At 70.8% G+C, this 19,310-nt stretch carries 20 protein-coding genes; 18 read left to right on the top strand and 2 right to left on the bottom strand.

Annotated elements, in window-relative coordinates:
• The first annotated feature begins 1 nt into the window (after position 1).
• From B5F84_RS01890 to hflX, 13 genes are all read left to right on the top strand, one after another.
• A complete protein-coding gene (locus B5F84_RS01890) occupies positions 2-1,597 on the top strand; it encodes a helix-turn-helix domain-containing protein (RefSeq protein ID WP_087320118.1) in 1,596 nt (531 codons plus the stop codon).
• 22 nt (positions 1,598-1,619) lie between these two features.
• The gene (locus tag B5F84_RS01885) at positions 1,620-2,117 is read left to right on the top strand and encodes a YajQ family cyclic di-GMP-binding protein (RefSeq protein WP_087320116.1); all 498 of its coding nucleotides are present in this window, start codon (positions 1,620-1,622) and stop codon (positions 2,115-2,117) included.
• Between the two features lie 12 nt (positions 2,118-2,129).
• Positions 2,130-3,452: a 30S ribosomal protein S12 methylthiotransferase RimO gene (gene rimO, locus B5F84_RS01880; RefSeq protein WP_087320115.1), complete on the top strand. Its 1,323-nt coding sequence runs from the start codon at positions 2,130-2,132 to the stop codon at positions 3,450-3,452.
• Entirely contained in the window at positions 3,445-4,050 is a 606-nt protein-coding gene (gene pgsA, locus B5F84_RS01875) for a CDP-diacylglycerol--glycerol-3-phosphate 3-phosphatidyltransferase (RefSeq protein WP_239378181.1), read from the top strand. Before rimO ends, pgsA begins: the two co-directional genes overlap by 8 nt.
• 6 nt (positions 4,051-4,056) lie before the next feature.
• On the top strand, positions 4,057-4,572 hold the full coding sequence (locus tag B5F84_RS01870) for a CinA family protein (RefSeq protein WP_087320113.1): 516 nt from the start codon (positions 4,057-4,059) through the stop codon (positions 4,570-4,572).
• A 208-nt stretch (positions 4,573-4,780) separates the two neighbouring features.
• Positions 4,781-5,872, top strand: coding sequence for a recombinase RecA (recA, locus tag B5F84_RS01865; RefSeq protein WP_087320111.1), 1,092 nt, complete (start codon positions 4,781-4,783; stop codon positions 5,870-5,872).
• Positions 5,869-6,522 (top strand): regulatory protein RecX, encoded by a 654-nt coding sequence (locus B5F84_RS01860; RefSeq protein WP_158094455.1) that lies wholly within the window; start codon positions 5,869-5,871, stop codon positions 6,520-6,522. Before recA ends, B5F84_RS01860 begins: the two co-directional genes overlap by 4 nt.
• Positions 6,523-6,750: 228 nt before the next feature.
• Positions 6,751-8,301, top strand: a complete 1,551-nt coding sequence (rny, locus tag B5F84_RS01855) for a ribonuclease Y (RefSeq protein WP_087320107.1) — start codon at positions 6,751-6,753, stop codon at positions 8,299-8,301.
• 4 nt (positions 8,302-8,305) lie between these two features.
• A complete protein-coding gene (locus B5F84_RS01850; protein ID WP_087320105.1) occupies positions 8,306-9,388 on the top strand; it encodes an ATP-binding protein in 1,083 nt (360 codons plus the stop codon).
• Positions 9,389-9,488: 100 nt separating this feature from the next.
• Positions 9,489-9,809, top strand: coding sequence for a stage V sporulation protein S (locus tag B5F84_RS01845; protein WP_087320103.1), 321 nt, complete (start codon positions 9,489-9,491; stop codon positions 9,807-9,809).
• Positions 9,806-11,173: a tRNA (N6-isopentenyl adenosine(37)-C2)-methylthiotransferase MiaB gene (gene miaB, locus B5F84_RS01840; protein WP_087320101.1), complete on the top strand. Its 1,368-nt coding sequence runs from the start codon at positions 9,806-9,808 to the stop codon at positions 11,171-11,173. The genes B5F84_RS01845 and miaB overlap by 4 nt, the downstream gene beginning before the upstream one ends.
• Positions 11,170-12,114: a tRNA (adenosine(37)-N6)-dimethylallyltransferase MiaA gene (miaA, locus tag B5F84_RS01835; RefSeq protein WP_087320099.1), complete on the top strand. Its 945-nt coding sequence runs from the start codon at positions 11,170-11,172 to the stop codon at positions 12,112-12,114. The genes miaB and miaA overlap by 4 nt, the downstream gene beginning before the upstream one ends.
• Positions 12,101-13,435, top strand: coding sequence for a GTPase HflX (gene hflX, locus B5F84_RS01830; protein WP_087320097.1), 1,335 nt, complete (start codon positions 12,101-12,103; stop codon positions 13,433-13,435). Before miaA ends, hflX begins: the two co-directional genes overlap by 14 nt.
• Here the strand turns inward: hflX and B5F84_RS01825 are convergent.
• Positions 13,432-14,193: a heparan-alpha-glucosaminide N-acetyltransferase domain-containing protein gene (locus tag B5F84_RS01825; protein ID WP_239378179.1), complete on the bottom strand. Its 762-nt coding sequence runs from the start codon at positions 14,191-14,193 to the stop codon at positions 13,432-13,434. The two genes, hflX and B5F84_RS01825, sit on opposite strands and share 4 nt — an antisense overlap.
• Positions 14,194-14,204: 11 nt before the next feature.
• On the bottom strand, positions 14,205-14,855 hold the full coding sequence (gene lexA, locus B5F84_RS01820) for a transcriptional repressor LexA (protein WP_087320096.1): 651 nt from the start codon (positions 14,853-14,855) through the stop codon (positions 14,205-14,207).
• 182 nt (positions 14,856-15,037) lie between these two features.
• On the opposite strand from lexA, the gene B5F84_RS01815 reads away from it, so the two are divergent.
• The 5 genes from B5F84_RS01815 (at position 15,038) to B5F84_RS01795 (ending at position 19,216) form a co-directional block, all read left to right on the top strand.
• On the top strand, positions 15,038-15,496 hold the full coding sequence (locus B5F84_RS01815) for a LysM peptidoglycan-binding domain-containing protein (RefSeq protein WP_087320094.1): 459 nt from the start codon (positions 15,038-15,040) through the stop codon (positions 15,494-15,496).
• A gap of 77 nt (positions 15,497-15,573) precedes the next feature.
• Positions 15,574-16,023 (top strand): transcriptional regulator NrdR, encoded by a 450-nt coding sequence (nrdR, locus tag B5F84_RS01810; RefSeq protein ID WP_087320092.1) that lies wholly within the window; start codon positions 15,574-15,576, stop codon positions 16,021-16,023.
• The gene (dut, locus tag B5F84_RS01805) at positions 16,016-16,462 is read left to right on the top strand and encodes a dUTP diphosphatase (protein ID WP_087320090.1); all 447 of its coding nucleotides are present in this window, start codon (positions 16,016-16,018) and stop codon (positions 16,460-16,462) included. The genes nrdR and dut overlap by 8 nt, the downstream gene beginning before the upstream one ends.
• 75 nt (positions 16,463-16,537) lie before the next feature.
• Positions 16,538-17,851 carry an NCS2 family permease gene (locus B5F84_RS01800; RefSeq protein ID WP_087320088.1) on the top strand — a complete coding sequence of 438 codons (1,314 nt, stop codon included), beginning with the start codon at positions 16,538-16,540 and terminating at the stop codon, positions 17,849-17,851.
• Positions 17,852-17,926: 75 nt separating this feature from the next.
• The gene (locus tag B5F84_RS01795) at positions 17,927-19,216 is read left to right on the top strand and encodes a solute carrier family 23 protein (protein ID WP_087320086.1); all 1,290 of its coding nucleotides are present in this window, start codon (positions 17,927-17,929) and stop codon (positions 19,214-19,216) included.
• The last annotated feature ends 94 nt before the right edge of the window (positions 19,217-19,310 follow it).

Below are 19,310 nucleotides of genomic sequence, written 5' to 3'. Positions count from 1 at the left end.
CATGTCGAGACCGCGATTCAGCGAGGCGCTCGTCTCGCGCCGCCACGAGCTCGGACTCTCCATCAGCCAGGCCTCGCGCATCCTCAAGCTGCGCGAGGACGTTCTCGTGGCCTTTGAGGAGGGCGACTACGACCACATGCCCCAGAGCGGCTATGCCCAGGGCATGCTCTCGAGCTACGCCCGCTACCTGGGCCTCAACGCGCGCGAGATCGTGGACATCTTCCAGGAGGAGATATACGAGTACCGCCACGGCACCTCCTCGCACGAGCTGCGCCGCCGCACGCGCGACACCCAGGCGGGCCGCGGCATCTCGGGCTACGACGTCGTGAACGAGGCGGGCTCGCGCCCGAAGGCCTACGTCGAGTACCGGCCCCTCCTGCCCTCCTCGGGCGGGCCCGCCGGCGACATGGGCGACTTTGCCACGACGGCCCCGGCGCGGCCGCGCTCCTCGGTGCCCCTGGCGGGCGTCGCCTACCCGTCCGCCGGCACGTCCCCGCAGGCCTCCTACGAGAGCCGCGGCTACGCCCCCGGCTATGAGGACCGCTACCAGCGCCGGCCCTACAACAGCGCGCCCGCGCGCGAGCGCGGGGGCTCGTCCACCGCGCGCCGTCGCGCCGCCGGCACCCGCCGTCGCGCCGACGACCAGGCGGGGCGCCTCCTTCGCGAGGGCCAAAACGCCCCCGGGCGCGCCGTCGACGAGCGCGAGGAGGCCCGGACCGGGCGCCTCTACCGCCGCGACGACGTGAGCACGCGCCGCGTCCGGCCGAGCGAGTACACCGACGACCTCAGGCTTGACGACCGCGCCCGCCCCTACGCGCCGGCCTCGACCATCTCGGGCCGCCGCTCCTCGCGCAACATCGCCAACGTCGAGCGCCCCAACGTGCGCCGGCGCCCCGCGCGCTCGCCGCGCGGGCCCGCGGGCGGAAGGGGAGGGCGCCGTCCCGGCGCGCGCGGGGCGGTCCAGGGGTTCTTCTCGGACCCGCGCCGGGCGCTGCTCGTCATCTTCCTGGCCCTTACGGTCGCCCTGACCGCCATCATCGTCTTCTCGGTGAGCTCGTGCGTGAGCGGTCCCGAGCGGCGCTCGGGGGGCCAGCCCGTCGAGGTGAACGGCGTGGCCAAGGACACCACGGACGACGACTCGGCAGACGATGCGGACGAGGGCCAGGACGCGGACGCGACCCCGCAGCCCGACCCCGACCCTGACCCCGCCGCGGACGACGCCGATGCCGACGGCCCCGCCGACCCGGCCGACCCGGACGCCGCCGCGGACGAGCCCCAGGAGACGGTCGTCGACGTGCGCGTCGCCGACGGGAGCTACTCCTGGGTGGAGATCGTCTGCGACGGCGAGAGCAAGGTCGCCGAGGGCCTCACCGGCCCCTGGGCGCAGTCCTACACCGTCCACGACCAGATCTCGGTCACCGTGGGCTCGCCCGACGTGGTGAGCGTCACGGAGAACGGGGAGGCCGTGGACTTCAACTCCCGCGTCGGCGGACTCGGGACCGTCACGATCAAGGGGACGCCCCCGCAGGACGACGCCGCGGGGGCCTCCGGCGCGTCGACCGACGACGCGCAGGCACAGGGCGACGGCGCCCAGTAGCGCCGCGCCGAAAGGAGCAGACATGGCTAAGGAATCCAGCTTCGACGTCGTCTCGACCGTCGACATGCAGGAGGTGGACAACGCCTGCCAGCAGGCCGCGCGCGAGCTCTCGCAGCGCTACGACCTCAAGGGCACGGGCGCCACCCTCGAGCTCTCCAAGAAGGAGGGCGTCTTCAAGATCTCCGCCCCGTCCGAGTTCGTGGCGTCCCAGGTGCGCGACATCCTGGGCTCCAAGCTCGTGAAGCGCGGCGTGGACCTCACCGCCGTGCGCTGGGCGGACCCCGAGGCCGCCTCGGGGATGACCGTGCGCCAGACGGGCACCGTGATCCAGGGCATCGACACCGACACCGCCAAGAAGATCGCCAAGGACATCCGCGACCTCAAGCTCAAGGCCAAGGCCACGGTCGAGGGCGACAAGCTCCGCGTGAGCTCGGCCTCCCGGGACGTCCTGCAGTCCGTGATCGGCGAGCTCCGCCAGCGCGACTACGGTCAGCCGCTGCAGTTCACCAACTACCGCTAGCGAGGGGGTCACGTGCGCTTTCTCATCATCACGCTCGGCTGCGCCAAGAACGAGGTCGACTCCGACCGCATGCGTGCCCTGCTGCTCGCCGACGGCCTCGAGGAGACCTCCGACGTCGCCGAGGCCGACGTGGCCATCGTCAACACGTGCTCGTTCCTTGCCTCGGCGACCGAGGAGTCGGTCGAGGCCACGCTCTCGCTCGCCGAGGAGCGGGCCGAGGGCGTGCGCGCCCTGCCGATCGTGATGTGCGGCTGCGTGCCCTCGCGCTACGGTGACGCGCTCGCCGCGGAGCTCCCCGAGGTCGCCGCCTTCGTGCGCGCCGAGGACGAGGACGGCATCGCGGGCGTGGTGCGCGAGGTGCTCGGCCTCTCCGCGGGCGAGAAGGACGCGCTCCCCGAGACCCTGCGCACGGTCGAGGGGACGAGCGCCTTCGTGAAGATCTCCGAGGGCTGCGACCGCTTCTGCACCTTCTGCGCGATCCCCTACATCCGCGGGCGCTACCACTCCCGCCCGGCGGACGAGATCGTCTCCGAGGTCCGCTCGCTCATGGCCGGCGGCGTGCGCGAGGTCGTGCTCATCGGCCAGGACACGGGCGTGTGGGGGTCGGACCTCGGCGAGGGGGACACCCTCGCCGCGCTCCTGCGCGAGGTGGCCGCGGCCGTGCGGCCCTTCGGCGGCTGGGTCCGCGTGCTCTACCTGCAGCCGGAGGGCATGACCGACGAGCTCATCGCCACCATTCGCGACGTGCCCGAGGTGCTGCCCTACATCGACATCCCCATCCAGCACTGCTCGGCGCGCGTCCTGCGCGCGATGGGCCGCTCGGGCTCGCCCGAGGAGCTGCGGGCGCTCTTCTCGCGCCTGCGCTCGGAGATCCCCGGCATGGTGCTGCGCACCACGGGCATGGCGGGCTTTCCCGGCGAGACGGACGAGGAGGCCGACGAGCTCTACGACTTCATCGCCGAGGAGGAGTTCGACTACTGCTCCGTCTTCTCCTACTCCCAGGAGGAGGGGACCGCGGCCGCCCGCATGGAGGGCCAGGTGGACGAGGCCGTGAAGCTCGAGCGCACGCAGCGCCTGGTGGACCTCACCGAGCAGCTCGGCTTTGCGGCCACGGCCTCCCACGTGGGCGAGCGCGTCCGCGTCATCGTCGACGGCGTCGAGGAGGCCGAGGACGGCCCCGAGCTCATCGGCCACGCCTGGTTCCAGGCCCCCGACTCCGACGGCGCGGTCCACATCCCCTTCGGCGAGGCGGCCGTCGGCGACATCGTGACCGTCGACCTCGTGGACTCGTTCTGCTACGAGCTCGTGGGCGAGCTCGTGGGCGAGGGTGAGTGAGGTGGGCGGCGAGAAGGGCGTCTGGACGCCCGCCAACATCGTCACCTGCGTCCGAATCGCGCTCATCCCGGTCTTCATGGCCGTGGCGGCGTCCGCCGCGGGCCTTGGGCCCGCGGGCTCCGTGGCCGCCTTCGCCATCTACACGCTCCTCTCGCTCACCGACAAGCTCGACGGGCACCTCGCGCGCTCCCGTGGCGAGATCACCGACTTCGGCAAGTTCCTCGACCCCATCGCCGACAAGCTCCTCGTCTTCTCGGCGCTGCTCCTCCTCCTGCAGGACGGCTGGGTGAGCGTGTGGGCCGTCTTTATCATCCTGCTGCGCGAGTTTCTCGTGAGCGCGCTGCGCATGGTCGCGAGCGCGAGCGGCGAGGTCATCGCCGCCGACTCCCTCGGCAAGGCCAAGACCGCCGTGACGATGGTCTCCCTCTGCGCCTTCTACCTCGGCTTCGCGCTCTCCGCGCTCGGCCTGTGGTCGCTCGCGGCGATGGTGCTCGTCGTGGCCCGCGCCCTCTTCGTGGCCGCCGTGGTCCTCACCGTGGTCTCGGGAGCCCAGTACTTCTGGGCCGCGCGCCACGTCGTGCTTGGCCCGAGGAGGTAGCGCGGCATGGCCGTGGGCTGGGAGGACTGCGTCGGGCGCGCGTCGGCCGCGCTCGAGGCCGCGCGGGCGGCCGGGCTCACCCTGGGGTGCGCCGAGAGCTGCACGGGCGGCCTCGTCTCGGGGTGCCTCACGGCCGTCCCCGGCTCCTCCGACGTGGTTCGCGGCGGCGTCGTGAGCTACGCCGTCCCCGTGAAGCGCGACGTGCTCGGCGTGTCCCCCGACGTCATCGACGGCCCGGGCGTGGTCTCTGCCGCCTGCGCCGAGCAGATGGCCGAGGGCGCGCGACGCGTCCTCTCCTGCGACGTCGCCGTCTCGGTGACCGGCATCGCGGGCCCCGGCGGCGCCGAGCCCGGAAAGCCGGTGGGGACCGTCTGGCTGGGCCTCGCGGGCCCCGCGGGCACCCGCGCCGAGTGCCATCGCTTCGAGGGCGACCGCGCCGCGGTGCGCCTCTCTGCCGTCGCACGCGCCGTCGAGCTCCTTCGTGAAGGTTGCGTGGAGGCGGCCTGCGAGGCGCTCGGGTAGCCGCGCCTGGCGCGCGAGCGCCCGCCGCGCCCCGGGCTGCCGGGACCGCGCCCTGCGCGCGCCGGCCGATCGTCCCGCGTCAGCCTTGCGCGCGCGGTGCGCGAGCCTCCCGCAGGGGCCATGCCCTATGATTTCCCCGTTCCCGTTGACTTAGAACGGTTGTTCGGATAGGATGCTGTCGGAACACGGAACCCAGAGGGAGTCAGCCATGGCCAAGAGCAAGAGCATCAGCAAGGAAGTCCGCCCGCGCACCACGGGCGAGGAGCGCGAGAAGGTCCTCGAGGCAACCACGGAGGAGATAGAGAAGCGCTTTGGCAAGGGCGCCATCATGCGCTTCGGCGACGACGGCCCGAGCCTTGAGGTCGAGGCCATCCCCACGGGTGCCATCTCGCTTGACGCCGCGCTCGGCATCGGCGGCGTGCCCCGCGGCCGCATCGTGGAGATCTACGGCCCGGAGTCCTCGGGCAAGACCACCCTCTCCCTCGAGATTCTCGCCGAGGCCCAGGCCATGGGCGGCGTCGTCGCCTTCATCGACGCCGAGCACGCGCTCGACCCGGGCTACGCCGCCCGCATCGGCGTGGACATCGACGAGGTGCTCATCTCCCAGCCGGACACCGGCGAGCAGGCGCTTGAGATCTGCGACATGCTCGTGCGCTCCGGTGCCATCGACGTCGTGGTCGTGGACTCGGTCGCGGCGCTCACGCCCCGCGCCGAGATCGAGGGCGAGATCGGTGACTCCACCGTGGGCCTGCAGGCCCGCCTCATGAGCCAGGCCCTGCGCAAGCTCGCGGGCTCGCTCTCCAAGTCCAACACCACCTGCATCTTCATCAACCAGCTGCGCGAGAAGATCGGCGTCATGTTCGGCAACCCCGAGACCACGCCGGGCGGCCGCGCCCTCAAGTTCTTCTCGTCCGTGCGCATGGACATCCGCCGCATCGACACCATCAAGGTCAACGGCGAGGCCGTCGGCAGCCGCGTGCGCGTGAAGGTGGTCAAGAACAAGGTCGCCCCGCCCTTCAAGCAGGCCGAGTTCGACATCATGTACGGGCTGGGCATCTCCAAGGAGGGCTCGATCCTGGACGAGGCCGTGGATAACGGCATCGTCACCAAGTCGGGCTCCTGGTTCACCTATGAGAAGGAACGTCTCGGCCAGGGCCGCGAGGCCGCCAAGGACTTCCTCGCCTCGAACCCCGCCCTTCTCGAGGAGATCGACCACAAGGTTCGCGTGGCCTGCGGGCTCGAGCTTGGGGACGAGCGCGTCGGCGAGGTCGTCGAGCCCGCCGAGGGCACGGTCGAGTGAGCGACCCCAGGCCCTGGGAGGTCCTCCTCCCCGAGGGCGCCGCGCGCACGCGGGGCCGCGCCCACGTGCTGCTGAGGTTTCCCGAGGGGGGAGAGGAGGACCTCGCCGTCCCCGTCACGGTGGGGCGCCGGCTCGCGGCGGGCCGCGTGCCGGGATGCCGGGCGGAGGCCCTCGCCCTGGTCCGCTCCGCCGAAGAGACCTGTGCGCGCGAGCGCGTGGAGGAGCTCCTCGGACGGCGCGACTACGCCTCCCGCGAGCTTGCCGAGCGGCTTGAGCGTGACGGCTTCTCCGCCGACGTCGTGCGTGAGCGCGTGGGGCGCGCCGTGGCGTCCGGCCTTGTCGACGACGCCCGCTACGCCGGCGCGTTCGCCCGCGCGAAGACGCTCGCCGGGTGGGGGAGGCTTCGCATCGAGCGCGAGCTCGAGCGCAGGGGCGTGTCGCCGCGCGACCTCGCGGGGTGGCCCGAGGAGTTCCTCGGGGAGGGCGACGAGCGCGAGCGCGCCCTCGCGGCGGCCTCGCGCCGGCGCCTCACGGGCAGAAACGACGTCGCCCGCATCGCCCGGTTCCTGGCGGGTCGCGGATTTGCCCCGTCGCTTGCGCTCGACGTGGCCCGCGAGGTCGCGCGAACGGGCCCCGAGGACGATGCCTAGGCCCTCTACCACGGGCGCATTTGACAGAACGCAACGCTGAACGTACGATTGATAATGCTATTGGAGCGCACTCTCACGCTGGGTCGCCAGCTGTCACCTTTGTTCTCGTTCGTCCGTCGAAGCCTGAACCTCCTGGCCACATGCGTCACGACTGCACCTCCGATGGCGGGTTCCGCGGCGCTGCCGCGGTCTCCAGAACCCAATGAAGACGCTATCTGAGGAGCCAGCATGGAAATCGTATTCGCACTCATCGGCCTCGCCATAGGCGCGGGGATCGTCTACTTCGTCCTCTCCGGGCAGTCCAACTCCAAGGTCAAGGCGGCCGAGGCCCAGCTCGAGAGCGCCCGCACGGACGCCGAGCGCGTTCGCGCCGAGGCCGAGCGCCAGGCGGAGAGCGCAAAGAAGGAGGCCATCCTCGAGGCCAAGGAGCAGATCCTCGCCCTCAAGCAGACCTCTGAGGCCGAGGAGAAGAAGCGCAAGGGCGAGCTCCAGACCCTCGAGAACCGCATCATGCAGCGCGAGGAGTCCCTCGACCATCGAAACGACGCCCTCGATCGCCGCGAGCACCAGCTCCAGAGCCTCCAGGGCCAGCTCGACCGCCGCAAGGCCGACCTCGACGAGATGGTCGCCCGTCAGTCCACCGAGCTCGAGCGCATCGCCGGCCTCTCGTCCGAGGAGGCCCACGACGAGCTCATCGCGCGCGTCCGTGCCGAGTCCGTCCGCGACGAGGCCCAGATCCTGCGCGAGTCCGAGCAGCGCGTCCGCGCCCAGGCCGACAAGACGGCCCGCGAGATCGTCTCCACCGCCATCCAGCGCTGCGCCGCCGACCAGGCCGGCGAGATCACGGTGACCTCCGTCCACATCCCCTCCGACGACCTCAAGGGCCGCATCATCGGCCGCGAGGGCCGCAACATCCGTACCTTCGAGCAGGTCTCCGGCGTCTCCCTCGTCATCGACGACACCCCCGAGACCGTGGTCCTCTCGAGCTTCGACCCGGTCCGTCGCGAGACGGCGCGCGTGGCCCTCGAGAACCTCATCGCCGACGGGCGCATCCACCCGGCTCGCATCGAGGAGCTCTACAAGAAGGCCGAGGCCCTCGTCGCCGAGCGCGTGCGCGAGGCGGGCGAGCAGGCCGCCTTCGACGCGGGCATCCACGACCTGCACCCCGAGCTCGTCAAGACCCTCGGCGCCCTGCGCTACCGCACCTCGTTCGGCCAGAACGTGCTCTCGCACTCCGCCCAGGTCTCCGCGCTCTGCGGCATCATGGCCTCCGAGCTCGGCCTCGACCCGACGCCGGCCAAGCGCGCGGGCCTGCTCCACGACCTCGGCAAGGCCATCGACCACGAGGTCGAGGGGCCGCACGCCGTGATCGGCGCCGACCTCGCCCGTCGCCACGGCGAGCGCCCCGAGATCGTCCACGCCATCGAGGCGCACCACGCCGACGTCGAGCCCGACACCGTCCTCGACGTCCTCGTGATGGCCGCCGACGCCATCTCCGCCGCGCGCCCGGGCGCCCGCCGCGAGTCCGCCGAGACCTACATCAAGCGCCTCGAGAAGCTCGAGGAGATCTCCAACGCCCACGAGGGCGTCGAGCGGACCTACGCCATGCAGGCCGGCCGTGAGCTCCACGTCATGGTCGAGCCCGAGAAGATCTCCGACGCCCAGGCCACGGTCCTCGCCCATGACATCGCCAAGCAGATCGAGGACGAGATGGAGTACCCCGGTCAGGTCCGCGTGGTCGTGATCCGCGAGTCGCGCGCCGTCGACGTGGCAAAGTAGGCGCATGACGGCCGGCACGGCTCACGACCTCGCGAGCTTCGTCTCCTCGATGGGGGGCGAGCGAGCCCTGCGCGTCGAGGAGAACCTCGGCGAGGGCTACGTGCGCCTCAGGGTCGCCGAGGCCGAGCGCCGGCAGGCCAGGCACGACGTCCGCTGCGTCGAGGACGCCCTGATCGAGCTTCTCCGCAACGCCCGCGACGCCGGCGCCCGCCGCATCTTCGTGGCGACCTCGCGCGAGGGCTCGCTCAGGACCACCTGCGTCCTCGACGACGGCTCCGGCATTCCCGCGGACATGCACGAGCGCGTCTTCGAGGCGCGCGTCACCTCCAAGCTCGAGAGCGTCCACATGGACCGCTGGGGCGTCCACGGCCGCGGCATGGCGCTCTACTCCATCCGCGAGAACGCGGTCCGGGCCGAGGTCATGTCCTCCGGGACGGGGCTCGGGACGGCGATTCGCGTCGTCACGGACGCCACGGCCCTTCCCGAGCGTGCCGACCAGTCGAGCTGGCCCGTGCTCGGGGTGGACGAGGACGGTTCGCCCGCCTGCGTGCGCGGCCCGCACAACATCGTGCGGACCTGCTGCGAGTTCGCGCTGGAGACGCGCGACTGCGAGGTGTACGTGGGCTCGCCCGCCGAGATGGTCGCCACCTCCCGCGCCCGCGTCCCGCTCTCCGTGGGGCCCTCCGAGCTCCTGGGCCCCGACGCGCTCGCGGCGCTGCCCGTGACCGAGCGCCCCCGCGCCGCCGCCGACGCGCGCGACCTCTGCGAGGTGGCCCGCTCGCTCGGCCTTGAGATGTCCGAGCGCACCGCGCACCGGATCGTCTCCGGCGAGATCGCCCCCGTCCCCAGCGTGCTCTCCCGGCTCGCGCCGGCCCGCCCGAGCGCCCCCGCGCGCGAGGTGGACCTCATGAGGGACCGGCGCGGCCTCAAGATCGCGCGGGACGACCTCGAGGCCTTCTCCCGCGCCCTCGCGCGCGACTTCTCGCTGCTCGGCGAGCGCTACTACGTCTCGCTCTCCGCTGAGCCGCGCGTCAGGGTGAGCGGGCGTCGCATCACCGTCACCTTTGACCTGGAGGAGGGGGACTAGGGGCGCCGCACCCTTCTCAACGCGGCCCATTGCCAGTAGAATCCCAACGGAAACGAACCACATTCGCTGCAGCCTCCCGCTGCGCGACAGGAGACGAGACATGGACTTTCTGAAGGTGTCGAGCAAGTCGTCACCGGCGTCGGTCGCCGGGGCCATCGCGGGACTCGTGAAGGACGAGGTGCCCGTCAACATGCAGTGCGTCGGGGCCGGCGCGGTCAACCAGGCCATCAAGGCCATCGCCATCGCCCGCGGCTTCCTCATCCCCACGGGCGTCGACATCTCCTGCGCCCCCACGTTCTCCGACGTGGAGATCTCCGGCGAGACCCGCACCGCCATCCGCATCGCGGTCTACGTCCACGCCCTCCATGCGCCCGCCCCGGTCTCGGCCGAGCCCGCCCCGCTCGAGGGGGCGGCGTCATGACGGCCCTCCCCGAGCTCGTCGGCAAGACCTACTGGGTGAGGACCTTCGGCTGCCAGATGAACCTTCATGACGCCGAGCGCGTGAGCGGCCTGCTCGACGAGTGCGGCTGCATCTGCGTGAGCGACCCCAACGAGGCCGACATCGTCGTCTTCATGACCTGCTGCGTGCGCGAGAACGCCGACCAGCGCCTCTACGGGCAGGCCTCCGCCATGGTCTCGGCGCCTGCGCCCCCCTCGGGCCGGCGCGTCGTGGCCATCGGCGGCTGCATCGCCCAGCGAGACGGCGAGAAGATCCGCGAGCACATCGCCTGCGCCGACGTCGTCTTCGGGACGAGCGCGCTCGCGAGCCTGCCGGGGCTGCTCGCCGAGGCCTTCTCCGACGACGGGCACGCCGTCGAGGTCGACACCGTCGAGGAGGGCAGGCCCTTCTCGACGGAGCTCCCGAGCCATCGCGAGAGCCCCTTCCACGCCTGGGTCCCCATCATGACCGGCTGTGACAACTTCTGCTCCTACTGCATCGTCCCGCACGTGCGCGGCCGCGAGCGCAGCCGCACCATGGAGAGCGTCGTCGCCGAGGTCGAGCAGCTCGTCGCCGACGGCGTCCGCGAGGTCACCCTGCTCGGGCAGAACGTGAACTCCTACGGCCGCAACATCTACGGGGAGCCCCGCTTCGCCGAGCTCCTGCGCCGCGTCTCCGCGACGGGGGTCGAGCGCATCCGCTTCACCTCCTCCAACCCCAAGGACCTCACCGACGACGTCATCGCCGCGATGGCCGAGCTCCCCAACGTGATGCCGCACCTGCACCTTGCGGTCCAGAGCGGCTCGACGCGCGTCCTCAAGGCGATGAACCGCCGCTACACGCGCGAGGCCTACCTCGAGCTCGTGGGCCGGCTGCGCGCCGCGATGCCCGGCCTTGCGCTCTCCACCGACATCATCGTCGGCTTCCCGGGCGAGACCGAGGAGGACTTCCTCGACACGCTCTCCCTCGTCCGCGAGGCGGGCTTCTCGTCGGCCTACACCTTCATCTACTCGCGGCGCCCGGGCACCCCCGCGGCGAAGATTCCCGACGACACCCCGCGCGAGGTCATCCAGGACCGCTTCGACCGCCTCGCGGCGCTCGTGGCCAAGCAGGCCCACGAGGCCAACCAGGCCGACCTCGGCTCTGTCGCGCGCGTGCTCGTGGAGGGCCCCTCGAAGCACGACCCCGCCGTCATGGTGGGGCACAGCGAGAAGAACCAGACGGTCCACTTCCCGCTCCCCGAGGGCCGGGCGGTCGAGGACCTCGTGGGCGCCATCGTCGACGTGCGCGTCGAGGAGGCGCGCACCTGGTACCTCCGCGGCTCCGTGGAGGGCGATCCGCGATGAGCGCCCCGGGCCCCGTCGTCTGCGTCGTCGGGCCCACGGCCTCGGGCAAGAGCGCGCTTGCCGAGCTCGTCGCCGAGCGGCTCGGCGGGCCCGTCGTCTCCGTCGACGCCATGCAGGTCTATCGCGGCATGGACGTGGGGACCGCCAAGACGCCGCCTCGGGAGCGGCGCGTGCCGCTGCTCATGGTGGACGTCGCCGACCCCGCGGAGGACTACTCGGTCCGCCTCTTCCAGCGCGACGCGCGCGCCTGCGTGGACGGGCTGCTCGCCGAGGGGATCGTGCCCGTCCTCGCGGGCGGCACCGGCCTCTACCTCAACGCCGTCATCGACGAGATGAGCTTTCCGGCGGGGGAGCGCGGCGGCTCCTCCCGCGGCGCCTACGAGGCGCTCGCCCGGGAGCGCGGGCCGCACGCGCTCCACGCGCTCCTGAGCGAGCGCGACCCGGCGAGCGCCGGGCTCATTCACCCCAACAACGTCCGTCGCGTCGTCCGCGCGCTCGAGCTCCTCGACGAGGGGGTCTCCTACGCGGCCCACCACGAGGGGCTCCACGAGCGCGCCGCGCACTACGACGCCCGGATCTGGGGCCTCACGATGGCGCGCGAGCGGCTCTACGCCCGCATCGACGCGCGCGTCGACGAGATGCTCGCGCGCGGCCTCACCGACGAGGTGCGCGCCCTCGCCGCGCGCGGGCTCGCCTTGGACACCACGGCGGGACAGGCCATCGGCTACAAGGAGCTTCTCGACGCCCTCGAGGGCAAAACCTCGCTCGATGAGGCCATCGAGCTCGTGAAGCGTCGCAGCCGGCGCTACGCCAAGAGGCAGCTCTCGTGGTTTCGCCACGACGGGCGCGTCCGCTGGCTCGACCTCGACGAGCTGTCGCTCGAGGAGGCGGCCGACCGCGTCCTCTCCGACCTTAAGGAGGCGCGGCATGGGTCGCTTTAGGCCGCGCTCGACCGCCCCCGTCCGGGAGCGCGCCATCCTCGTGGGCGTGGACCTCGGGCGCTCGGAGTGGTCCTGCGAGGAGTCGCTCGCCGAGCTCGCGCGCCTGGCCGAGACCGACGGCGCCGAGGTGGTCCTCACGCTCTCCCAGCGCCTCGACGCCCCCGTGCCCAAGACGTTCATCGGCAAGGGCAAGGTCGAGGAGCTCTGCTCGTACGTGCGAAGCCTCGATGCCGACGTCGTGATCTTCGACGACGAGCTCTCGCCCTCCCAGCAGGCCAACCTCGAGAAGATCGTCGGCGAGCCCGTCAAGATCATCGACCGGACCGCCCTCATCCTCGACATCTTCGGCGTTCACGCCAGAACGCACGAGGGGCGCCTCCAGGTGCAGCTCGCCCAGCTCCAGTACGTGCTCCCGCGGCTGCGCGGCATGTGGAGCCACCTCGTCGGCGAGCAGACGCGCGGCGGGATCGGCAGCCGCTTCGGCCAGGGCGAGAGCCAGCTCGAGGTGGACCGCCGCCTCGTCCGCTCGCGCATCTCGACGCTGCGCCGCGAGCTCGAGCGCCTCGAGCGGCGCCGCGGCGTCCAGAGCAAGGCGCGCTGGGACTCGGGCGTCTATCGCGTGGCCCTCGTGGGCTACACCAACGCCGGAAAGTCGACGCTGCTCAACTGCCTCACCGGGGCCTGCGTCTACGCCAAAGACGAGCTCTTCGCGACCCTCGACCCCACCACGCGCGCCCTCGACCTCGACGAGGGCCGCAAGATCACCGTCACCGACACCGTCGGCTTCATCCAGAAGCTGCCCACCATGCTCGTCGAGTCCTTCAAGTCGACCCTTGCCGAGGTCCGCGCCGCCGACCTCGTGCTCCTCGTCGTCGACGCGTCCGACCCGCACCGCGAGCTCGAGATTCGCGCGGTCCGCTCCGTCCTCGCCGACATCGGGGCCGAGGGCATCCGCTGCGTCACCGTCCTCAACAAGTGGGACCTTGTCGGCGCCGAGGAGCGCCACGAGCTCATGTCCTCCCACCCCGACGCGGTGCCGGTGTCGGCCCTCGAGGGAACGGGGACGCGCGGGCTCCTCTATCGCGTGGCTCGCGAGGCGGCCGAGGGGAGCGTGGCCATGAGCGTGCTCGTCCCGTACGAGAAGGGGCTGCTCATGAAGATGGTGCACGAGCGCTGCCAGGTGATGCGCGAGACCTACGTGCAGGGCGGCCTGCTCGCCACCGTGCGGGCCGACGAGCGCATGGCGCGCACCCTCGCCCCCTACGTGGTCGAGGACGAGGCGGAGGCTGAGCCCGAGGGAGCGGGAGGCCCGCTCGCCTAGGCTCCCGCGACGAGCGAGGAGAGGGCCAGGAGCACCGGCTGGTGGACCACGTAGACGAGCAGCGCGTGGCGTCCGACAAGCTCGAGCGGCGCGCAGCGCGCCTCCCGTGCCCAGGCGGGGTAGCCGCGCTCCCGCCACAGCGCGGCGAGCGCACCCCCGGCCAGGTAGAGCATGAGGTAGGGGAGAAGCGGGTAGTAGTCCCCCGAGACAAAGCCCGCGCCCGGCAGGCCGAGCCACGCGAGCCAGCCCGTGCGGTAGAGCGCCGCGGGGACCTCGAGCGTGAGCGGGCCCAGGCCCACCACGCCCTGCGGCAGCCCCAGGAGGGCCAGGAAGAGGACGATGAGGACCGCGGCGGCGAGGCGGCCGCGCGGTGCGACGCCCGCCCGAGCGAGCGCCCATGCGACGAGCGTCGAGGTGGCCATGCAGTAGATGATCCCAAACGAGATGGGCGCGTCGACGGCCGCCACCGTGGTGGCGAGAAAGACGAGCACGGCCACGGCGCCATAGCGCCCCGCCCGGGAGAGATTGTCCCGCGAGTGGGCCGACATGCACCCCGCGACGAAGAGGAAGCTCCATGAGATGGAGGCACGCCAGATGTCCTGGAGCGGAGGCGCGAACCACGCAAGATCGACGCCCGAGATGAACCTCAGGTCGTAGCAGAGGTGGAAGGCGACCATCGAGACGACCGAGAACCCCCGAACGATGTCGAAGGCGCGGACGCGGCCCCCGCGGGGCTTTCCTGGTCCCGTCGAGCCCACGGGCCCGGGCCCTACGAGAGCGAGCGCACGAGCGCGGTCACGCGGCCGAGGATGACCGGGTTGTCCGCGTAGATGGGCTCCATGGTGTCGTTCTCGGGCTGGAGGCGCACGCGCCCGTGCTCGCGGTAGAAGGTCTTGACCGTGGCGGAGTCGTCAATGAGGGCCACGACGATCTCGCCGTCGTGCGCGTCGTGCTGCTCCTTCACGACGATGTAGTCGCCGTCGAAGATGCCGGCGTTGACCATGGACTCGCCGCGCACGCGCAGGATGAAGGAGCTCGCGTCGCCGACGATGGAGGTGGGCAGGCTCAGCGTCTCCTCGATGTTCTGCTCGGCGAGGATGGGGGTGCCCGCGGCGACGCGGCCCACGAGCGGCAGGGTGATGAGGTTGCGGTCGACGTCTTGCGTGACGGCGGCGACGCCCCCGCGCTCCTCCGCCTCCTGCTTCTCGACGACCTCGATCGTGCGGGGCTTCTTGGAGTCCCTGCGGATGAGCCCCTGCTCCTCGAGGACCTTGAGGTGCATGTGCACGGTGGAGGGGGAGGCCAGGCCCACGGCGGCCCCGATCTCGCGGACCGACGGGGGGTAGCCGTGCTCGTTCGAGTAGGAACGGATGAAGTCGTAGATGGCGAGCTGACGCTTGCCGAGCTTGCCCCTTGCCATGTGGGCTCCCTTCTCTCTGTCCCCATGATAGCCGTTCGGGCGCGGGAGTGCAAACATTTGTTCGTTGTCCCCTTGACACGAACAATTGTACCACCATAATGAGGACAGGTGTTCGACTTTAATTTCTGTCCGGTCCCTCCGATATAACCGTGACCAGACACCAGGCGAGAGGAGACCCATACATGATGACCAGCGCCCGCGCCACGCTTCCCCTGACCGACGGAACCGCTGCCCTGAGCCTTGCGGCCCCGAGGCCCGCGCTCACCCTCGTCCGCGGCGGTCTCTCGGAGAGGCCCCGGCGCGCCCGGGCTGCCGTCTCCCCGGGCCTCTCGCGCCGCCAGGCGCTCGCGCTCGCCGCCACGGGCGCCGCGCTCGTGCTCGCCCTCTGCGCGGCGTGCCTCGCCTCAGAGGCCCTTGCCTCCCAGGCCTCCTCGGCGGCCCTTGCGGCCGTCCCAACCGAGACGGTCTGCGTGCTCGAGGGCGACACCCTCTGGGGCCTCGCTGAGCGACACGGCGTCGACGGCGTCGCCACGCAGGACGTCATGGCGTGGATCGAGCGCGAGAACGGGCTCGACGGCGCTTCGCTCGAGGTTGGCGGCCGCCTGGTCGTCCCCGCCGGGGGGAGCTCGCTTTCGAGATGATTTCCGTCGGCATGCCCCGCGCCGAATCTGTACGTCTTGTGCTAACTTCATTTGGTGCAGACTACCGAGGAGGTCAGATGCGCTGCCCCAAATGCGGTTGCGAGGAGTCGAAGGTCGTCGACTCCCGCCCCTCAGAGAGCAACGACGCGATTCGCCGCCGGCGCGAGTGCACCGGATGCGGCTTCCGCTTCACCACCTACGAGCGCTGCGAGGAGGTTCCCCTTCTCGTCATCAAGCGCGACGGGCACAAGGAGCCCTTCGACCGGCAGAAGCTCATGCGCGGTCTCGTCACCGCCACCGTCAAGCGCGACGTCTCGATGTCGTCCCTGTCGGGCCTCATTGACGACATCGAGTCCTCTCTTCGCGACGGCGGCACGACCGAGGTCTCCTCGGTCGACCTGGGCAGCATGGTGCTAAAGCGGCTCATCTCGCTGGACAAGGTCGCCTACGTGCGATTTGCCTCGGTATACCGCGACTTCAAGGACGTCGACGAGTTCAGCGAGGAGCTGAGGAGCCTGAATGACTGACCACACCGTCTCCCTTCCCGTGAAGCGGCTCGACCCGACGGTCGAGCTGCCCGCCTATGCCTATGCCGGTGACGCCGGGCTCGACCTCAGGTCGAACGAGGACGTGACCCTGCCCCCCCTCGAGCGGCGCCTCGTTTCCACCGGCCTTGCCGTCGCCATCCCGGAGGGGTACGCCGGCTTCGTGCAGCCCAGGAGCGGGCTTGCCCTGCGCGAGGGCCTCTCCATGGCCAACACCCCCGGCCTCATCGACTCCCACTACCGCGGCGAGCTCAAGGTCTGCGCCATCAACCTGGACCCCGAGCGCAGCATCCGCATCGAGCGCGGCGAGCGCATCGCCCAGCTCGTCATCCAGCGCGTGCCCGTCGTCTCCCTCGTCGAGGTCGACGAGCTCGACGAGACCGACCGCGGCGCCGGCGGCTTTGGCTCGAGCGGCGTCTAGCCTTTGACGTTCTCGCCCCGCGGGGCGTGTTCGCGCAGTGTACGTACCGTGTCAATAGAAAGGGAAGGCCTTCGCATGGAAACGTTCTTCAAGACTCAGGAGAGGGGCTCGAGCATCGGCCGTGAGATTCGCGCCGGTCTCACCACGTTCCTCGCGATGGCGTACATCATCGCGGTGAACCCCTCGCTGCTCGTCGCCGCCGGCATCCCGGCCAGCGCCGCCGTCACCTCCACCTGCATCGGCGCGGGTATCATGACGATCTGCATGGGCCTGTTCTCCAACCGCCCGCTTGCGTGCGCCTCGGGCATGGGCATCAACGCCATCTTCGCCTTCAGCCTCACCGCCATGGCGGGCGGGGACTGGCGCGCGGCGAGCGGCGTGATCTTCATCGAGGGCATCGCCATCCTCGTGCTCGTGCTCTGCGGCCTGCGCGAGGCCATCATGGACGCCATCCCGGTGTCGCTGCGCCACGCGATCTCGGTCGGCCTCGGCCTCTTCATCGCCATGATCGGCCTCAAGGACGGCGGCATCATCGTTGCCGACGAGTCCACGATGGTCGCCCTGGGCGACGTCATGAGCCCCACCTTCCTCGTGGGCCTCGTCTCCATCGTGGCCACCATCGTCTTCTACGCGCTCAACATCAAGGGCGCCCTCCTGCTGGGCATCGTGGTGGCCGTCCTTGCGGGCGTCCCCCTCGGCGTGACCCAGGCCCCGACGGGCATCGTCTCCGGCCTCGACTTCTCCACCTTCGGGGCGCCCTTCCTCGCGGACGAGTCCGGCATCATGGGCATCGCCAAGGTCGTCACCAACCCGACGATGCTCATCTTCGCCTTCTCCCTCATGATGTCAGACTTCTTCGACACCATGGGCACCGCGATGGCTGTCGCCAAGCAGGGCGAGTTCCTCGAGCCTGACGGCCGCGTCAAGGACATCAAGCAGATCCTCGTGGTCGACTCCGCCGCCGCGGCCGTGGGCGGCCTGCTCGGCTCCTCCTCGCTCACGACCTTCGTCGAGTCCGCCTCCGGCGCCGCCGACGGCGGCCGCACGGGCCTTACCTCCGTCACGGCGGGCCTCCTGTTCATCCTGATGGCGTTCTTCTCGCCCCTCATCTCCATCGTGAGCTCGGCCGCCACCTGCGGCGCCCTCGTCTTCGTGGGCTTTCTCATGATGACCGAGGTGTCCGACATCGACTGGTCCGACCTCCTCGAGGGCCTGCCCGCCTTCTTCATCGTCGCGGGCGTGCCGTTCACCTACTCGATCTCCAACGGCATCGGCTTCGGCTTCCTTGCCTACGTAATCGTCGCCGCGGCCACGGGCCAGCTCAAGAAGGTGAAGCCCCTCATGTGGGTGGCCGCCGCAGCCTTCCTCGTGTACTTCCTCGTCGCCTAGCGTCCCTCGGGCCCGGAGCGCCTCGCTCCGGGCCCGTTCCATGCCCCTGCAGGCCTCGACAGAAGGGAGCGTCGCATGAGCTCGCACGAGCGCGAGGTGATCGGCGTTGACGACCGCGTCTCCGTGGCGCGCGCCATCCCCCTCGGCATCCAGCACATGATGAGCATGTTCGGCTCGACGGTCCTCGTGCCCGTCCTCACGGGCCTCGACCCCAACGTGGCCATCATGTGCTCCGGCATCGGCACCATCTGCTACCTGCTTGTCACCGGCAACAAGATTCCCAGCTACCTGGGTAGCTCCTTCGCCTTCATCAGCCCGATCCTGGCGGTGGGCGCGACCAAGGGCCTCGACGCCGCCATGTCGGGCGTCATCGTGGCCGGCGTCGTGTTCCTCGTCGTGGCGGGCATCATCCGCCTCGTGGGCACCGGCTGGCTCGACCGGCTCCTGCCGCCCGTCCTCGTGGCGTCGGTCATGGTCGTCATCGGCGTGGGCCTCTCGGCCACGGCCGCGGACATGGCCTTCATGACCGACCTGTCCGACGGCACCACCGCCTTCTTCGGCGTGGGCGCCCTCATGGCCGCGGTGACGCTCGTGGCCGCCGTGGTCTTCTCGAGCATGGGCGGGATCTTCGGGACCATTCCGGTCCTTCTCGCCATCATCGTGGGCTACGTCGTGTCGATCCCCTTTGGCCTCGTCGACTTCTCGGCCGTCGAGCAGGCGGCCTGGATAGGCCTGCCCAACATCTCCGCCCCGCGCTTTGACGTGGGTGCCATCGCCCTCGTGGCGCCGGTCGCCATCGTGGTGGTCATCGAGCACATCGGCCACCTGCTCGCCGTGGGCGAGATCGTGGGCAAGGACTATCGCGCGATGCTGCCGCGCTCGCTTGCCGGCGACGGCCTCTCCACGATGATCTCGGGATTCCTGGGCGGGCCCCCAACCACCACCTATGCGGAGAACATCGGCGTCATGAGCGTGACGCGCGTCTACTCCACGCAGATCTTCTGGTACGCGGGCGGCTTCGCGCTCGTCATCGGAGGCTTCTGCCCCAAGCTGGCCGCGCTCATCCAGTCCATTCCGGGCCCGGTCATGGGTGGCGTCTGCCTGCTCCTGTTTGGCCTCATCGCCTCCAACGGCCTGCGCATGCTCGTCTCCAACCGCGTGGACTTTGACGTCAACCGCAACCTCATGATCGCGTCGGTCGTGATCATCCTGGGCGTTGGCATGGAGACCTCCGGCATCGCGATCCCCATCGGCGACTACACGCTGCCGGGCATGGCCACCTCCGCGCTCGCGGGCATCCTGCTCAACCTCATCCTGCCGGGCGGCCCTCGCCCCGGTGGCACGGAGGAGACCGGGCGCGCCTAGCCCCCTGCCCGCACGGACCCGAGATGGCGGCCAGATATGCTGGCCGCCATCTCTCATTTACGCGTTGCGGCGGGGGAGTGCGGGGTATCCTGTT

The organism is Olsenella sp. An290, from assembly GCF_002159535.1.
Taxonomy (GTDB): Bacteria; Actinomycetota; Coriobacteriia; order Coriobacteriales; family Atopobiaceae; genus Thermophilibacter.
This window is presented reverse-complemented; position numbering and strand designations above follow the sequence as displayed.

Excerpts from the sequence above, each read along its gene's own strand:
- hflX (WP_087320097.1), top strand. The coding sequence starts at position 12,101 with ATGGGTCGCTTTAGGCCGCGCTCGACCGCCCCCGTCCGGGAGCGCGCC.
- B5F84_RS01795 (WP_087320086.1), top strand. The coding sequence starts at position 17,927 with ATGAGCTCGCACGAGCGCGAGGTGATCGGCGTTGACGACCGCGTCTCC.
- dut (WP_087320090.1), top strand. The coding sequence starts at position 16,016 with ATGACTGACCACACCGTCTCCCTTCCCGTGAAGCGGCTCGACCCGACG.
- B5F84_RS01845 (WP_087320103.1), top strand. The coding sequence starts at position 9,489 with ATGGACTTTCTGAAGGTGTCGAGCAAGTCGTCACCGGCGTCGGTCGCC.
- B5F84_RS01890 (WP_087320118.1), top strand. The coding sequence starts at position 2 with ATGTCGAGACCGCGATTCAGCGAGGCGCTCGTCTCGCGCCGCCACGAG.
- B5F84_RS01885 (WP_087320116.1), top strand. The coding sequence starts at position 1,620 with ATGGCTAAGGAATCCAGCTTCGACGTCGTCTCGACCGTCGACATGCAG.
- lexA (WP_087320096.1), bottom strand. The coding sequence starts at position 14,855 with ATGGCAAGGGGCAAGCTCGGCAAGCGTCAGCTCGCCATCTACGACTTC.
- B5F84_RS01870 (WP_087320113.1), top strand. The coding sequence starts at position 4,057 with ATGGCCGTGGGCTGGGAGGACTGCGTCGGGCGCGCGTCGGCCGCGCTC.
- B5F84_RS01800 (WP_087320088.1), top strand. The coding sequence starts at position 16,538 with ATGGAAACGTTCTTCAAGACTCAGGAGAGGGGCTCGAGCATCGGCCGT.
- B5F84_RS01850 (WP_087320105.1), top strand. The coding sequence starts at position 8,306 with ATGACGGCCGGCACGGCTCACGACCTCGCGAGCTTCGTCTCCTCGATG.
- nrdR (WP_087320092.1), top strand. The coding sequence starts at position 15,574 with ATGCGCTGCCCCAAATGCGGTTGCGAGGAGTCGAAGGTCGTCGACTCC.
- recA (WP_087320111.1), top strand. The coding sequence starts at position 4,781 with ATGGCCAAGAGCAAGAGCATCAGCAAGGAAGTCCGCCCGCGCACCACG.
- B5F84_RS01815 (WP_087320094.1), top strand. The coding sequence starts at position 15,038 with ATGATGACCAGCGCCCGCGCCACGCTTCCCCTGACCGACGGAACCGCT.
- miaA (WP_087320099.1), top strand. The coding sequence starts at position 11,170 with ATGAGCGCCCCGGGCCCCGTCGTCTGCGTCGTCGGGCCCACGGCCTCG.
- rny (WP_087320107.1), top strand. The coding sequence starts at position 6,751 with ATGGAAATCGTATTCGCACTCATCGGCCTCGCCATAGGCGCGGGGATC.
- miaB (WP_087320101.1), top strand. The coding sequence starts at position 9,806 with ATGACGGCCCTCCCCGAGCTCGTCGGCAAGACCTACTGGGTGAGGACC.